Origin of the sequence: Bacillus sp. TL12 (assembly GCF_022625245.1) — a bacterium.
Taxonomy (GTDB): Bacteria; Bacillota; Bacilli; order Bacillales; family Bacillaceae_G; genus Bacillus_A.
Genome location: NZ_JAJJBY010000015.1, coordinates 57,636 through 72,892 on the forward strand (window position 1 = coordinate 57,636; position 15,257 = coordinate 72,892).

Consider the following 15,257-nt stretch of genomic DNA (forward strand, 5'->3'; position numbering starts at 1 on the left):
ATAAGAACAAAGTGAAGCTTCCATTCGTTTTCCATTCAATCAGCAGCTACTTTGATGGAGAAAAAACTTCTTTTAAAAAGGAGGTGTAACTTTAGCTAAGAAAAGGCTAAAGGTGTTCTTTGGAAATTGCTAAATTAATCATGGTTGTTATTCTCATTGCATTAACTGGTTTTTTTGTGGCAGTTGAATTTGCGATTATAAAAGTCCGTAGTAGTCGTATTGATCAGCTTGTAGGAGAAAAAAAGCGAGGGGCACTAGCAGCTAAGAAAGTGATTTCCAATTTAGACGAATATTTATCAGCATGTCAGCTTGGAATTACAATTACAGCGCTAGGACTAGGATGGTTAGGTGAACCAACGATAAAGCATTTATTGGAACCGTTATTTTTAAAGTTTGAACTTTCACCGGTAATTGCAAGCACTATATCGTTTATTATTGCATTTGCCGTGATTACATTTTTGCATGTTGTAATCGGAGAGTTAGCGCCAAAAACATTTGCCATTCAAAAAGCAGAGCAAGTAAGCTTGTTATTAGCTCAGCCGCTCATTTATTTTTATCGTATTATGTATCCGTTTATTTGGGCTCTAAATGGATCAGCTCGTCTTGTGACTGGCCTATTCGGATTACATCCGGCTTCTGAGCATGAAGTTGCACATTCAGAAGAGGAATTAAGACTTATTTTATCAGAGAGCTATGAAAGCGGAGAAATAAATCAGGCTGAATTTAAATATGTAAATAATATTTTTGAATTTGATAACCGAATAGCAAAAGAAATTATGGTCCCGCGTACTGAAATTGTTGGTTTATATGAAGATGAACCGTTTGAGACACATATTAAAGTGATTGGTCAAGAAAAGTATACAAGATATCCTGTATTTGGAGAAGATAAAGATGAAATTATTGGGATGGTTAATGTAAAGGATTTATTTATTCGTTATATGGACGGTGGTCGAAATGAAGAATGCTCCATTGTTCCTTATACAAGACCTGTTATTGAAGTGTTGGAAAATATCCCAATTCATGATTTGTTATTGCAAATGCAAAAAAGACGCATTCCGCTTGCAATTTTATATGATGAATATGGAGGAACGGCAGGGATTGTTACACTTGAAGATATTTTAGAGGAGATTGTTGGTGAAATCCGCGATGAGTATGATGAAGATGAACATCCGCCTATCGAGCATAGAAGTGACACATATAAAATTGTAGACGGAAAAGTACTCATTAGTGAAGTAAATGACTTGCTCGGTTTACATTTAATTGCTGATGATGTAGACACAATCGGTGGTTGGATTATGATGCAAAAACAAATCATTACTGAGGGAGATATTATTGAGACAAATGGTTGGATATTCAAAGTTCTCGAAAAAGATATGCATCAAATTAAACGGGTGGAAATAAAGAAAGTTGAAGCAGAAGATACAGCAATTGCCTAACTTTTATAAATCAGTGGGAAGGGGAACTCCCACCGGTTAAAATTTTAATAGGTGATTTTGTAGAAAAGTAATAATGTTTGCGCTTTCAAAAGAGGTACACTATAGTGAAGAAAGATATGAAAATATATATCTTACAAAAATCATATTTTCATAGAAAATGTTTTTAGGTCATCGATTAGAATGAAAAGTATAGGTGATGAAAAATGATAGCAACGAAAAACGTACGTATAGAAAAAGATTTTTTAGGTGAAAAAGAAGTGCCTAATGCAGCTTATTATGGTGTTCAAACATTACGTGCTGTAGAGAACTTTCCGATTACAGGATATCGTATTCATGGGTCATTAATTCAAGCAATGGCAATGGTTAAAAAAGCTGCAGCACTTGCGAATATGGAGACAGGTTATTTGCAAGAGAATATTGGGAAAGAAATTGTAGAAGCAGCTCAGGAAATTATTGACGGAAAGTTTTATGAGCAGTTTATTGTAGATCCGATTCAAGGCGGGGCAGGAACTTCCATTAATATGAATACAAATGAAGTTATTGCAAACCGTGCATTAGAACGATTAGGTTATGAAAAGGGAAATTATGCAATAATTAGTCCAAATACACATGTGAACATGGCACAATCAACAAATGATGCTTTTCCGACAGGAATTCATATTGCGACGCTTATCATGTTAGAAGAGCTTCTTATTACAATGGATGCACTGCATCATGCGTTTGCTGATAAAGCAAAAGAATTTGATCATGTAATTAAAATGGGACGTACACATTTGCAAGATGCAGTTCCAATTCGCCTTGGTCAAGAGTTTGAAGCCTATAGTCGTGTGCTTGAACGTGATATAAAACGAATAAAACAATCTCGTCAGCACTTATATGAAGTAAATATGGGAGCGACAGCTGTTGGAACAGGTTTAAATGCAAATCCAACTTATATTAAGCAGGTTGTAAAACATTTATGCAGCATTAGTGGGTTTCCGCTTGTTGGCGCCGAACATTTAGTAGATGCCACGCAAAATACAGATGCGTATACAGAAGTATCTGCATCGCTCAAAGTATGTATGATGAATATGTCTAAAATTGCAAATGACTTGCGTATTATGGCATCTGGTCCACGCGTTGGATTAGCTGAAATTCAATTACCAGCTCGTCAACCAGGATCATCTATTATGCCGGGGAAAGTAAATCCGGTGATGGCAGAAGTGATTAACCAAGTTGCCTTCCAAGTCATTGGAAATGATCATACAATATGTTTAGCATCAGAAGCAGGGCAATTAGAATTAAATGTAATGGAGCCAGTATTAGTATTTAATTTAATTCAATCTATTAGTATTATGAATAACGCATTCCGCGTATTCCGTGAGTACTGTATTAAAGGGATTACTGCAAATGAAGAGTTGTTAAAACAATATGTTGAGAAAAGCGTTGGAATTATTACGGCAGTGAACCCTCATATTGGATATGAAGCAGCTTCTAGTATTGCACGTGAGGCAATTAAAACAGGCAAATCAGTCCGTGAACTTTGCTTAGAACATGGTGTGTTAACAGCAGAAGAATTGGATATTATTTTAGATCCATATGAAATGACGCATCCTGAGATTGCAGGAGCGTCGCTATTAAAGAATAAAAAATCCTGATACTTTGTGTATCAGGATTTTTTCATACAAAAGTATGATGTATTCTCATCCTTATTTATGATGGTTAAAAGTGAGAAGCTTTTTATAATGAAGGAAAGCCTTCATTATAAAAGGGAGAGAAAAATGATTCAATCTATTTATGAAACGCATGTGCAGGTTAAGCAGTTAGAAAAATCAATTGAATTTTATGAAGGATTAGGAATTGTTCTTGCACATAAAATAGAAGAAAGAAGATGTGCATTTTTCTATGTGGGAGAAGGGAAACAAATGTTAGGAGTATGGGAAGTTGCAGAGGGAGAAAAGATAAGAATAAATCATTTTGCTTTTGGAGTAACGTTAGAAGATTTAAAAAGGGCAAATGAGTGGTTACAAGAAAGAGGGATAAAACTAAGAAAAAGCTTTGAGAAAGAACCAATTGAGCCGATTGTACATGATTGGATGCCATCGGCGGCTGTTTATTTTTATGATTTAGATGGAAATAGTTTAGAGTTTAACGCAAAGTTAGATGAAGAATCAATTGGAACTAGTGAAGTACTATATCTGAGTGAATGGTTAAAGAGAAAAAAGAAATAAAGGCTGATGAACGAGTCATCAGCCTTTTTATTTTAAAAGATATTAAACACAGCGTTAAGTTGAAGTAAGCTAATGATTGCTAAGAAGATTAAGCTATATTTCATTGCTGTTTTAAATAGAGCAGATTCTTTACCAACTAGTCCAACTGCTGCACACGCAACTGCTACGGATTGTGGTGAAACCATTTTTGCCATTGTACCGCCGACTACGTTTAATGCAACAAGTGTAGATGGCACGATGTCTAATTGGTCGGCTGTTACTGCTTGAAGTGGTGCGAATAATGAACCGCTTGATACTACTGAGCCAGTTAAGAATACGCCGATCCAACCTAAGATTGGAGATAAGATTGGGAAAGCATCACCTGTAGATGATAAAGCTAGTCCAAGAGTAGAAGACATACCAGAATAGTTTGTTACATATGCTAATGCAATTACACTACAAATTGTATAAATTGGAGTTTTTAGTTCTTTTAATGTTTCAATAGTTAATTCTTTAATCATTTGACCTTTTGCACGATATACAAGTAGGGATACGATAATTGCTAATACAATTGCAGTAGTTGTAGATGAAAATACATCTAGTTTGAAGATTGCTGCAAATGGTGTATCTGCATTTACAATTGGTGCTGTTTTAATAACATGGTTGTGTAAACCAGGAACTTGAATATTCCATACTAAGCTTCCTAATGCACCATCTGAAGCGAATAAACCTTTAATTGCTTTTAGATTGAAAATTGTTACGAATGCAGTTAAGAAAGCAAATGGTGACCAAGCATATAAAATTTGTTTCATTGTGTAACTATGTTTTTCAACTTTTCCAGAGCTAGATTGATCTGAAGATTTTGGTTGCCATACACGTAAGAATAAAGCTAATGCAACCATGCTGACAACAGCTGCGAAAATATCAGTTAATTCAGCACCAAGGAAGTATGTTACAACAAATTGTGTAATAGCAAAAGAACCACCACTTACAAGGATACCTTGCCAAGTCTCTTTAATACCTTTAAGACCATCTACCATTGCAACAAGTAAGAATGGTAATACAAAACTAATGAAAGGTAATAATGTTACAGTTTGACGACCAACAGTTAATGCATCGATTTGTGTTAATTGAGCAGGTACTGTAACAGGAATACCCATTGCCCCCATTGCACCACCAGCAATATTTGCAACTAAACAAATACCTGCTGCTTTTAATGGATCAAATCCCATACCTACAAGTAATGCGGCTGTAATTGCAACTGGTACACCAAAACCAGCTGCACCTTCTAAGAAAGCACCGAATGAATAGGCAATTAATAAGACTTGAAGACGACGGTCGCTTGTAATACTGGAAATGCTGTCACGAATAACGTTAAATTGCTCAGTTTTTACTGTTAATTTGTAAAGAAAAATGGCTGCAATAACGATTGTACAAATTGGATAAAAACCAGCTGCTACTCCAAATACAGCGGATGATACTGCCATAGTTGCAGGCATTTTGTAAACAAATATGGAAAGAATGATTGCTAAAATTACGCTGTAAAGCCCTGATAAATATCCTTTGATCTTAAATACTGTTAAACAAAGGACAAAGAATAAGATTGGAAGAGCAGCGACAAGTGCTGATAACCAAATGTTGTTTAATGGATCATAAATTTGTGTCCAAGTACTCATAATAATGACAACTCCTATCTATAATATGTGAAGATATTCACATTATTTGTGAAATGATTCACAATCAACTTACATTGCTAAGTATATCCCTGCTCAACACTATTGTCAACGTGAAAAAGTATAATTATTTCATAATAGTGTTAACTGTAAAAATTCCGCTACATTTTGTTCATAAACTGGACAAAAAGAAGAATCGTGTACAGAAAGTACACGATTCCTATATAAGAAACAAATTCATTCTATTTAGGTGGGAGAGAGGATCCGGCTAGAACATTTTCCCGTCACTACCAAGTTAAAATAGAGAAAAAAATGTAGGTTCTCGTTGTCTTCATAGTAGCGATTTATAAACTGTCCATATACTCAACCATATTTTCGTATGTCATTGGTCCTACATGTTTAAAGTGAATGATGCCTTTTTCATCAAGAATGAAGGAGGTAGGGATGCTCATGATTTGATATGTTGCATTTGCTTGTCCTTGTATATCGAATAGAACGGGAAAAGTATATTTGTTTTCTTGAAGAAATTGTTTTACATGATCTGGACTTTTTTCACTAGCAGTTGCATTTATAGCGATAACCTCAATACCTTTTCCCTTCATATCTATATAGAATTTTTCCATGTCCGGCATTTCTATTTTACACGGACCGCACCAACTGGCCCAAAAATTTAATAATACTTTTTTTCCTTTATAATCTGTGAGATGTACTTCTTTTCCATCGACTGTTTGTAAGAGGAAATTAGGAGCGACATTACCAAGCTCTGTTCCAATTGTGATATTTTCTGTTTGGGATTTTTGTTCTTCTTTATCTTTTAATAGAAAGTTTTGGATAATTGTATAACCAAGTGCAATACTAATGAAGCATATTATTAGCCATTTTTTAATAATAATTCCCCCCTTTACCAAAATTTCACTCCTCCCATCGTAACAAAGTGATTTTTATAGGTCAAATCATTAAAAAAGATTACAGTGATATATCATGTAAGAACAATATCTTACAATATTATTACGAGAGGATTATGGGGGGCGAAATATAACAAAAAGGTTGATAAATCAACATTTAGAAGCAAAGTATTCCTATCTGTATGTTTTGCTTTTTCACTAAACGATGTAGTATAATATTCAAAATCAACAGGATTTTTTGCCCTTAATTGTATGTTGATAAAAGGAGGAAATAATTTTTTTATTTTAGGTTGATAAAGTTGTGTCGTAACAGGAAATATAAAAACAAATATATAAAGATAAATAAAGAGAAAATAAAAATGAAAAAATGAGGGGAACTTTATGAATCAAAATCAATTTGATTGTCGTATTTCAGAAGAGGATGTACAAATGCTACGAGCGTTAGCTCACCCACTTCGTCTTCGCCTAGTAATGGAGCTGATGGGGCGTGGAACTTGTAACGTAACACAATTGCAGGGAGTATTAGAAATTCCGCAATCAACTGTTTCACAGCATTTAACGAAATTAAAGCAAAATAAAGTTGTTCGTTTTGAAAGACGTGGCTTAGAAGTATATTATCAAGTGCATAATGAGAAAGTAAGTGAAGTTGTAAAAACATTATTTTCGTAAAATTTGAATATTATGGAAAAATCCGTGTAGAAATACACGGATTTTTTAATGGAATAGAGTTTTGAAAATATGGAAAGCTAGGAGGTGTAATGAATAGAAGGAGGAATAAATAATGGATGTAAAGCGTGTAAAACAAATTTTGTCGTCTTCAAGCAGAATTGATGTTACGTATCAAGGTGTACCAGTATGGATTGAAAGCTGTGATGAGGGAAGTGGAGTTGCGAATGTACATGATGTGAAAACACCACATGAAACAGTGCAAGTGGATGTTACAGCGTTAGAAGAGAAATAAAAGAGAGTCTCTCACATTACGAGAGACTCTCTTGTTATTGATTTAATTATTCCATCATACGTGCAATTTTCTTAGAGAACATAAGGAGTACTAGACCAAGTACAATTACGATAATACCAATACTTGCGAATACCTCCAGATATCCTAAAGATTGTGTGAAAGCAGCTAGTGCACCAGCTAAATAGTTCGCCATACCAGAACCTGCTAACCATACTCCCATTAATAGAGATGCTAATTTTACAGGAGCAATTGCACTTACCATTGATAGACCGATCGGTGATAAGAATAATTCACCAATTGTATGGAACATATATGTGAAGACGATGAATAATAAGTTTGCTTTCGTAGCAATATTTGCTTCGTCGCTGCCAGTTTTCAGAACAGCTAATGTTAAAACAAGGTAACCAATCCCTAGTAAAATCATACCAAACGCCATCTTTGTTGGAACTTTTAAATCGCCACGCTTTGATTTTGCTAGTTTCAACCATAACATAGATACAAATGGTGCGAATAGTACGATAAATGCTGGGTTAACAGATTGGAACCAAGATGTTGGAACTTCCCATCCGAAAATTGTGCGATCCACAAATGTGTTTGTGTAAAGTGTTAAAGAACTACCAGCTTGTTCGAATCCTGCCCAGAAGAAGACAACAAAGCAAGTTAAAATAACAATTGCCATAGTACGATTTTTTTCCTGTTTTGTTAAAGGTTTCTTTTCCACTACTACATTTTGATCTTTTGATTTCTTACCTACAATCGTTGTTCCTGCCTTGCCAAGGTAACGAGGAGCTAGTAGGTTAAAGAAAATCTGTCCGATAATCATACCGATACAAGCTGCAAGGAACCCGTATTTATAACCCATAACCATAACGCCATCAACGCTTGTTTTAAAGAAATCTTCTGCTAGGAAACCACAAATAAGTGGTGCAAAGAAAGCTCCTACGTTGATACCCATGTAAAAGATTGTGAAAGCACTGTCACGACGCGAATCATTTTCGCCATACAGTTCACCTAAAAGTGTAGAAATATTTGGTTTAAAGAATCCATTACCAATAACTAAGAGTGTTAATCCTAAAAAGAGTCCAGTTTTTGTATTCATTGAAAATAGTACAAAGTTACCAAGTGCCATGATAATACCGCCAAGAGTAATTGCATGACGTCTTGTAATAAAGTGGTCAGTTAACCATCCACCAATAATCGGTGTGAAATATACTAAAGCTGTGAAAATTCCGTATAATTGCACTGCGAAAGCCTTATCAAATCCAAGTCCTCCACTTACAACAGTTGTTGTTAAATAAAGAACTAAAAGGCCACGCATTCCGTAGTAACTAAATCTTTCCCACATCTCTGTTAAGAACAACAAATATAATCCAGGTGGATGTTTTTTTGGTGATTGTTGCCCTCCAGCTTTTTCTACTTTTAAAGCTGCATCCATATTGTTTCCCCCTAATCCTGTATAACGGATATTTATGTAATCATTTTAATTTACAAAATATTTAGAAGTCAATAGAATTATATGAGAATAGCAAGGAAATTTCTTAAATAATCTATTGAGTGTTTATATGTTACTGTATTTTACCCTGAAAAATTAATAATAAGCGTTTTCAAATGTAGTATTTGAATTTCAAAAGAAACTAAAATAATGATAAATCAGAAAATTTAGATTATAAAAATTTTTCTGGTATATAGAAAATATATTTTATTTACTTTTATAATATAACATATAGGGAATAAAAATACAAAATGAAATAATGTGACACTTTCGTGAAGGTGAAATAAAAACAGCTTCCGAAAGGGAAGCTGTTTTAGAAAAGTATTATTTTGTAAAACGTTTTTCAATGTCATCTAGCATTAAGTTCGCCGCCATTACGCCGCCAGCTGTATTCCAAATTACATCGTCAACTTGATATACTTTGTTGTTTTTTGTAGCATTTAAGTTCTTGAATAAAGGATCATTGATATATTCTTTCTCAAGTTCAGATCCTTTTTTCTCATTTCCTTGATTGTAAGTGAAGTAGAAGATGATATCGCCATCCATTGCAGGAATGCGTTCTTTAGATACGTTACGCTCTGCAAAGTCATTTTTGTTTTGATCACCAGGACGTTTGAAACCAAGTTCTTTTAAAATAACCCCAGAGAATGTATCTCCGTGATAAATACGAACATCACCAGGCATAAAGCGTACCATAGAAATTTCTTGATTCACTTTATCTCCAAGTTTTCCTTTTAAGTCTTTGATACGTTTGTCGTAATCAGCTAATACCCTTTGACCTTCTTTTTCTTTATTTACTGCTTTTGCATAAAGTTTAAAGTTATCTTTCCATTCACCGCGTAATGTTTCTGAGAAAACAGTAGGAGCAATGCCATTTAATTGCTCGTATATTTTTTCGTGACGCAGTTTGTTACCAATGATTAAGTCAGGTTTTAAAGAAGCAATTGCTTCTACATTGGGTTGAAGCTCAGTACCGACAGTTTTTACATCTTTCAGTTTATCCTTCGTATGTGGATACCATGGATTACCGGTAGGTGATTCAGCAGCACCGACTGGTGTTACACCAAGGGTAAGTAAAGCTTCTGTTCCTTCATTTGTTAAAATAACAACACGCTTTGGATTAGCAGGAACTTCCGTTTTACCCATTGCATGTTCTACAGAAATCATTTCTTTCTTTTCTTCTTTTTTAGGCTCCGCTTTGTTATCAGATTTCCCACATGCCCCTAATAGAAGTGAAAATGATAACACGAATACAAATAATACAAATGATTTTTGTTTGATGAAATTCATTATGTATCCCCCTATATATTGAGAATAATTTTCAATATCGAAATTGATATTACAGTTTTAAAAATGTAATGTCAATAGTAATAATTGACATTAATAATTATTATCATTGACAACGTAAATTAAGTTGCAATACACTAACAACGTATCATTATACATTGAAGGAGAAACGCTGCATGTTATTAAAAACAAATCAGGCAAGATGGGTTGGATTATTTGTTGGAATCATTGCAGTTATTGCTTGTATTTGGGGAAGTATTATTTTTGGATATACAAATACAAGTGGGAAATTAGCGTTGGATGCTTTTTTCCATTTTGATGGTTCGAATGAACATATTATTATTCAAAATGTACGTTTACCACGTGCGCTTATTGCTGCTAGTGTCGGTGCTAGTTTAGCCATCGCTGGTTGCTTTATGCAAACTTTAACAAAAAATCCGCTTGCTGCCCCAGATTTTATCGGATTAAACTCAGGTGCTGCCTTTTTCATTGTTGTAGCCATTGTTGTTTTTTCGATTTCATCTTTGTCAGCGTTTACGTGGATTGCTTTTTTAGGCGCAGCAGTTGCTGCAGCACTTGTATTTGCTTCTAGCTCTTTAGGAAAAGAAGGGACAACTCCTCTCAAATTAACCTTGGCAGGGGTAGCAATTAGTGCTTTATTCTCATCCTTAACACAAGGTCTGCTCGTATTAAACGAGCAAGCATTAGAAGAAGTACTATTTTGGTTAGCAGGTTCTGTTCAAGGAAGAAAGTTAGAAATACTGCAATCTGTATTCCCTTATTTATTAATAGGGTGGATAGCATCTCTTATGATGGCAGGAAAAGTAAATACATTAATGATGGGAGAAGATGTTGCGAAAGGGTTGGGGCAACGAACTGTTTGGATGAAATCACTAGTGTTACTCATTATTGTATTACTGTCAGGTGGCTCGGTTGCGGTTGCTGGTCCAATTGGATTTGTGGGGATTATTATACCTCATTTTGCAAGAGCACTTGTTGGTGTAGATCATCGCTGGAGGGTACCGTATAGCGGGTTGTTAGGTGCTATATTATTACTTCTTGCAGATATTGGAGCGAGATACGTGATCATGCCACAAGAAGTACCAGTAGGGGTTATGACAGCATTTATTGGTGCACCATTCTTTATTTATATTGCACGTAAGAGAGGGCTTAGCAAATGAAGAAGTATATTCCGTTTCGTGTAGGAAAAGACGGCCTCTCGTTTTTAATGTATAAACGAGCTTTTTTCGTCTTGTTAGGTTTATTCGTTGTTTTAATAGGATTATTCTTTGCAAGCGCGGGTATAGGAGAGATGAAAGTTGCTCCATATGATGTATGGCAAGCAATTACCGGAAACGGTGATGCGATGTCTAATATGGTTGTAAATAAGTTCCGTATGCCGCGTATTTTAATTGCAATTCTTGTCGGAATAGCTCTTGCTGTAGCTGGATGTATTTTACAAGGGCTCGTTCGCAATCCGCTTGCTTCTCCTGATATTATTGGGATTACAGGTGGTGCAAGTGTTGCAGTTGTACTATTTCTAGCTATATTTAGTGATAAAAACAATGCATTAACAGTAAGCATTCATTATATGCCGTTGGCGGCCTTTATTGGGGCAACCATCGTTGCCTTTTTTGTTTATTTATTTGCATGGAGAAATGATGGATTATCGGCGATTAGTCTTGTTCTAATTGGTGTTGGGTTTTGGGCACTAACGAAAGCTGCGACAACATTATTTATGTTGTTAGCACCAATCTATCAAGCGAGTCAAGCAAATGTGTGGATTACTGGTACTGTTTATGGGTCTTCTTGGCAAAACGTAGGGGTGTTAGCACCTTGGGTCCTTATTCTAACAGTGGTTGCATTTATAGCAGCGAGACATTTAAATGCCCAAGAACTTGGTGATGATATTGCTGTAGGACTTGGTATTGGTTTAACGAAATCAAGATTTTTCCTCTTGCTTCTTAGTACAGCATTAATTGGTGGAGCGGTTGCTTTTGCAGGTGGAATTGGATTTGTTGGTTTAATGGCACCGCATATTTCAAGAAGGTTAGTTGGTTCTTTATATGGTGCATTACTTCCAGTTGCTGCTGTTGTTGGGGCAATTTTAGTACTTGCTGCTGATTTGATTGGACGCACAGTCTTTGCTCCGCTTGAAGTTCCAGCAGGTGTATTTACATCAGCAATCGGTGCTCCGTATTTTATTTATTTACTTTATAAAAGTCGAAATTCATAAAGGTAAAGAAGTACATAGACGATTCCTTGTCTACTAAGAAAACGGAGTAAAGGGAGATGAACATGCAAAAAGCATTAGAGACTAAAACGTTAACATTGTCTTATGGTGAAACAATTATTATCAATGAGTTAAATCTAGAGATTCCAAAAGGAAAAATTTCGATTTTTATCGGCTCTAACGGCTGCGGAAAATCAACTTTATTACGTTCGCTTGCTCGTTTACTAAAACCAACATCAGGTGATATTTTACTAGAGGATAAAGCAATTCAAAATATGCAAACGAAGCAAATCGCTCGGCAAATGGCAATTTTACCGCAAGGTCCTCAAGCTCCAGAAGGGCTAACTGTGCTTCAGCTTGTAAAACAAGGGCGTTATCCATATCAAACATGGCTTAAACAATGGTCAGAAAAAGATGAGGAAATGGTACAAAAGGCGCTTGCAGCAACAGGTATGACTGAATTTGCTGAGCGTGATGTTCACGCACTTTCAGGTGGACAACGTCAGCGTGCTTGGATTGCGATGACGCTTGCACAAGATACGGATATTATTTTGTTAGATGAGCCAACAACATATTTAGATATGACACATCAAATTGAAGTACTTGATTTGTTATTCGAATTAAATGAAACTGAACAAAGAACAATCGTTATGGTACTGCATGATTTAAACTTAGCTTGCCGCTATGCAGACAATATTGTAGCCATTCAAGATAAACAAATTTATGCGCAAGGTAAGCCAGAAGAAATTATTGACTGCAAGCTAGTTCGTGACGTATTCCGCATGGAGTGTCAAATTACGACAGATCCGTTATTTGGAACACCGCTATGCATTCCGCAGGGAAGAGGAAGATGTTTACTTCCGCAAGTAGCGCAAGTAGTGAAATGAAAAAAGCGATGAAATTTCATCGCTTTTTTATTTTTTACAAGAAAATAAGAGAAAGAGGGGAATACGCAATCTCCTCGTATATTCTTCTTCATTTTGGAAATGTCGCCGCTTTGGTGTTGCTTCTCGTAAGTCTGTAATTGTAAAACCAGCTTGTTGTAAGAGAATGAAGTATTGTTCAGTAGTACGATGATATTTGATTACTTCTTGATCGATCCACGGTTCTACACGTTTCCCGCTTTTAAAATAATCGTCAATGAGCCAATTTGTACGTGTACTACCAGATTGTAAGCTCTCATAAGAAGAAGTAATAACGGGATGTTGCACACTAAAGGTGAAAGTGCCATCTGTTTTTAAGGTTTGATAGATGTTTTGAAAAATAATATCGAGATCATCAATATAGTGAAGAGCGAGTCTAGATGTAACGAGATCAAAAGTAGAAGAAGGGTACGTATAGTCTTTGAGGTTCATGAAATGGACAGTGCCATTTACGTTTTTTAGTTGTTGTACAGCTTCTGTATACATAAGGTGAGAGCCTTCAATACCTGTGTAAGAAAGACATCCTTTTTGCAATAATTCCACACCAAATTTAGCATCACCGCATCCTAAGTCAAGAATGTTCTTCCCTTTCATATCCCCGATGAGCTGCAATAAGGTAGGTTTTTCAATTGCTTCATTTGGATTATCATTTCGATATCTGCGCTTCATATACTGTTCAAAAAAAGAATCATTATTATACACTTCAGATTCTGTAAATGCCATTTTCTCAGCTCCAAAAAATATTTTCTCTATTCTATCAAAGTTTAAAAGCAAAGGATAGCTTTCTGTCGTTTTATCATATATAATTTAGAGTTGTAAGCGTTTTCTTCGAACTATTTTTCTATAATAAATTTCGAAAACGTGTTAAGCTAGTAGAGGGATTATTAGCATTATTAAGACAATAATTCGCTTACATGAACGATAGGGAGGCTTCACGATGTCTAGTAAAACACTTGCAAACTTTTTAGAAGAAAATTTAGAGGATTTAAAAGCAAAGGGGCTTTATAACGTAATCGATCCGCTAGAAAGTCCGAATGGACCAATCATTACAATTGGCGGAAAAGAATATATTAACTTATCTTCAAATAACTATCTTGGTTTAGCAACAGACAATCGCCTGCAAGAAGCAGCAATTGGGGCAATTCATAAGTATGGCGTTGGTGCAGGAGCGGTTCGTACAATTAACGGTACTCTTGATTTGCACATCAAATTAGAAGAAACAATTGCAAAGTTCAAACATACAGAAGCAGCGATTGCATATCAATCAGGATTTAACTGTAATATGGCAGCGATTTCAGCTGTTATGGATAAAAATGATGCAATTCTTTCTGATGAATTAAACCATGCGTCTATTATTGACGGTAGTCGTTTATCAAAAGCAAAAATTATTGTGTATAAACATTCTGATATGGAAGACTTACGCAAAAAAGCAAAAGAGGCCAAGGAATCCGGTCTTTACAATAAATTGATGGTTATTACAGATGGCGTCTTCTCAATGGATGGTGATGTTGCGAAACTACCAGAAATTGTTGAAATTGCAGAAGAGTTAGATTTAATGACATATGTAGATGATGCACATGGTTCAGGTGTACTTGGAAAAGGTGCAGGTACTGTAAAACATTTCGGTCTTTCTGATAAAGTAGATTTCCAAATTGGTACATTATCAAAAGCGATTGGGGTAGTTGGCGGATATGTAGCAGGAAAACAAAACTTAATTGATTGGTTAAAAGTTCGTTCACGTCCATTCTTATTCTCCACAGCGCTAACACCGGCAGATGCAGCAGCTTGTATGAGATCGATTGAAATTTTAATGGAAAGCACGGAATTACATGATCGCTTATGGGAAAATGGTCGCTATTTAAAACAAGGTTTAAAAGAGCTTGGCTTTAACATTGGAGAAAGTGAAACACCAATTACACCTTGTATTATTGGTGATGAAGTATTAACACAAGAGTTCAGTAAACGTCTAAATGAAGAAGGCGTTTATGCGAAATCAATTGTATTTCCGACTGTAGCAAAAGGAACAGGTCGTGTTCGTAATATGCCAACAGCAGCTCATACGAAAGAAATGCTGGATGAAGCGATTCGTACGTATGAAAAAGTGGGCAAAGAAATGGGAATCATTTAACACAATTACATCTTTTGAAAGCTTGCAAAT

14 protein-coding genes are annotated in these 15,257 nt (G+C 35.4%); 9 read left to right on the top strand and 5 right to left on the bottom strand.

Going from position 1 to position 15,257, the window contains the following annotated elements; translation table 11 throughout:
- Window positions 1-119 precede the first annotated feature (119 nt).
- From LOK41_RS15645 to LOK41_RS15655, 3 genes are all read left to right on the top strand, one after another.
- Complete coding sequence (locus LOK41_RS15645) at window positions 120-1,436, top strand: hemolysin family protein (RefSeq protein ID WP_241817337.1); 1,317 nt, start codon at window positions 120-122, stop codon at window positions 1,434-1,436.
- A gap of 203 nt (window positions 1,437-1,639) precedes the next feature.
- On the top strand, window positions 1,640-3,073 hold the full coding sequence (gene aspA / locus LOK41_RS15650) for an aspartate ammonia-lyase (protein WP_241817338.1): 1,434 nt from the start codon (window positions 1,640-1,642) through the stop codon (window positions 3,071-3,073).
- A 123-nt stretch (window positions 3,074-3,196) separates the two neighbouring features.
- A complete protein-coding gene (locus tag LOK41_RS15655; protein WP_241817339.1) occupies window positions 3,197-3,646 on the top strand; it encodes a VOC family protein in 450 nt (149 codons plus the stop codon).
- A gap of 32 nt (window positions 3,647-3,678) precedes the next feature.
- Here LOK41_RS15655 and LOK41_RS15660 read toward each other — a convergent pair whose 3' ends face one another.
- A complete protein-coding gene (locus tag LOK41_RS15660) occupies window positions 3,679-5,301 on the bottom strand; it encodes a lactate permease LctP family transporter (protein ID WP_241817340.1) in 1,623 nt (540 codons plus the stop codon).
- Window positions 5,302-5,642: 341 nt separating this feature from the next.
- The gene (locus tag LOK41_RS15665) at window positions 5,643-6,206 is read right to left on the bottom strand and encodes a redoxin domain-containing protein (RefSeq protein ID WP_241817341.1); all 564 of its coding nucleotides are present in this window, start codon (window positions 6,204-6,206) and stop codon (window positions 5,643-5,645) included.
- A gap of 378 nt (window positions 6,207-6,584) precedes the next feature.
- Here LOK41_RS15665 and LOK41_RS15670 point away from each other — a divergent pair, with 378 nt between their 5' ends.
- Both LOK41_RS15670 and LOK41_RS15675 read left to right on the top strand, forming a co-directional pair.
- Window positions 6,585-6,872, top strand: a complete 288-nt coding sequence (locus LOK41_RS15670; RefSeq protein ID WP_241817342.1) for an ArsR/SmtB family transcription factor — start codon at window positions 6,585-6,587, stop codon at window positions 6,870-6,872.
- Between the two features lie 112 nt (window positions 6,873-6,984).
- The gene (locus tag LOK41_RS15675; protein ID WP_098491134.1) at window positions 6,985-7,164 is read left to right on the top strand and encodes an acid-soluble spore protein H; all 180 of its coding nucleotides are present in this window, start codon (window positions 6,985-6,987) and stop codon (window positions 7,162-7,164) included.
- Window positions 7,165-7,210: 46 nt separating this feature from the next.
- Here LOK41_RS15675 and LOK41_RS15680 read toward each other — a convergent pair whose 3' ends face one another.
- Window positions 7,211-8,599, bottom strand: a complete 1,389-nt coding sequence (locus LOK41_RS15680) for a peptide MFS transporter (RefSeq protein WP_241817343.1) — start codon at window positions 8,597-8,599, stop codon at window positions 7,211-7,213.
- A 381-nt stretch (window positions 8,600-8,980) separates the two neighbouring features.
- Window positions 8,981-9,946, bottom strand: coding sequence for an ABC transporter substrate-binding protein (locus LOK41_RS15685; protein ID WP_241817344.1), 966 nt, complete (start codon window positions 9,944-9,946; stop codon window positions 8,981-8,983).
- A gap of 173 nt (window positions 9,947-10,119) precedes the next feature.
- Here LOK41_RS15685 and LOK41_RS15690 point away from each other — a divergent pair, with 173 nt between their 5' ends.
- Genes LOK41_RS15690 through LOK41_RS15700 form a run of 3 tightly spaced genes read left to right on the top strand, consistent with a single transcriptional unit; the run spans window position 10,120 to window position 13,063 of the window.
- The gene (locus tag LOK41_RS15690) at window positions 10,120-11,124 is read left to right on the top strand and encodes a FecCD family ABC transporter permease (RefSeq protein ID WP_241817345.1); all 1,005 of its coding nucleotides are present in this window, start codon (window positions 10,120-10,122) and stop codon (window positions 11,122-11,124) included.
- Window positions 11,121-12,179 (top strand): FecCD family ABC transporter permease, encoded by a 1,059-nt coding sequence (locus tag LOK41_RS15695; RefSeq protein ID WP_241817346.1) that lies wholly within the window; start codon window positions 11,121-11,123, stop codon window positions 12,177-12,179. Before LOK41_RS15690 ends, LOK41_RS15695 begins: the two co-directional genes overlap by 4 nt.
- A gap of 56 nt (window positions 12,180-12,235) precedes the next feature.
- Window positions 12,236-13,063 carry an ABC transporter ATP-binding protein gene (locus LOK41_RS15700; RefSeq protein ID WP_174100316.1) on the top strand — a complete coding sequence of 276 codons (828 nt, stop codon included), beginning with the start codon at window positions 12,236-12,238 and terminating at the stop codon, window positions 13,061-13,063.
- Window positions 13,064-13,090: 27 nt separating this feature from the next.
- Here the strand turns inward: LOK41_RS15700 and LOK41_RS15705 are convergent, their stop codons facing one another.
- Entirely contained in the window at window positions 13,091-13,822 is a 732-nt protein-coding gene (locus tag LOK41_RS15705; RefSeq protein ID WP_241817347.1) for a class I SAM-dependent DNA methyltransferase, read from the bottom strand.
- A gap of 214 nt (window positions 13,823-14,036) precedes the next feature.
- On the opposite strand from LOK41_RS15705, the gene LOK41_RS15710 reads away from it, so the two are divergent.
- Window positions 14,037-15,227 (top strand): glycine C-acetyltransferase, encoded by a 1,191-nt coding sequence (locus LOK41_RS15710; RefSeq protein ID WP_241817348.1) that lies wholly within the window; start codon window positions 14,037-14,039, stop codon window positions 15,225-15,227.
- Window positions 15,228-15,257 lie beyond the last annotated feature (30 nt).

Bases quoted from the DNA above. Each gene is read 5' to 3' on its own strand.
- LOK41_RS15700 (WP_174100316.1), top strand. From the start codon at position 12,236: ATGAACATGCAAAAAGCATTAGAGACTAAAACGTTAACATTGTCTTAT.
- LOK41_RS15655 (WP_241817339.1), top strand. From the start codon at position 3,197: ATGATTCAATCTATTTATGAAACGCATGTGCAGGTTAAGCAGTTAGAA.
- LOK41_RS15685 (WP_241817344.1), bottom strand. From the start codon at position 9,946: ATGAATTTCATCAAACAAAAATCATTTGTATTATTTGTATTCGTGTTA.
- LOK41_RS15680 (WP_241817343.1), bottom strand. From the start codon at position 8,599: ATGGATGCAGCTTTAAAAGTAGAAAAAGCTGGAGGGCAACAATCACCA.
- LOK41_RS15690 (WP_241817345.1), top strand. From the start codon at position 10,120: ATGTTATTAAAAACAAATCAGGCAAGATGGGTTGGATTATTTGTTGGA.
- LOK41_RS15675 (WP_098491134.1), top strand. From the start codon at position 6,985: ATGGATGTAAAGCGTGTAAAACAAATTTTGTCGTCTTCAAGCAGAATT.
- LOK41_RS15660 (WP_241817340.1), bottom strand. From the start codon at position 5,301: ATGAGTACTTGGACACAAATTTATGATCCATTAAACAACATTTGGTTA.
- aspA (WP_241817338.1), top strand. From the start codon at position 1,640: ATGATAGCAACGAAAAACGTACGTATAGAAAAAGATTTTTTAGGTGAA.
- LOK41_RS15670 (WP_241817342.1), top strand. From the start codon at position 6,585: ATGAATCAAAATCAATTTGATTGTCGTATTTCAGAAGAGGATGTACAA.
- LOK41_RS15705 (WP_241817347.1), bottom strand. From the start codon at position 13,822: ATGGCATTTACAGAATCTGAAGTGTATAATAATGATTCTTTTTTTGAA.
- LOK41_RS15695 (WP_241817346.1), top strand. From the start codon at position 11,121: ATGAAGAAGTATATTCCGTTTCGTGTAGGAAAAGACGGCCTCTCGTTT.
- LOK41_RS15710 (WP_241817348.1), top strand. From the start codon at position 14,037: ATGTCTAGTAAAACACTTGCAAACTTTTTAGAAGAAAATTTAGAGGAT.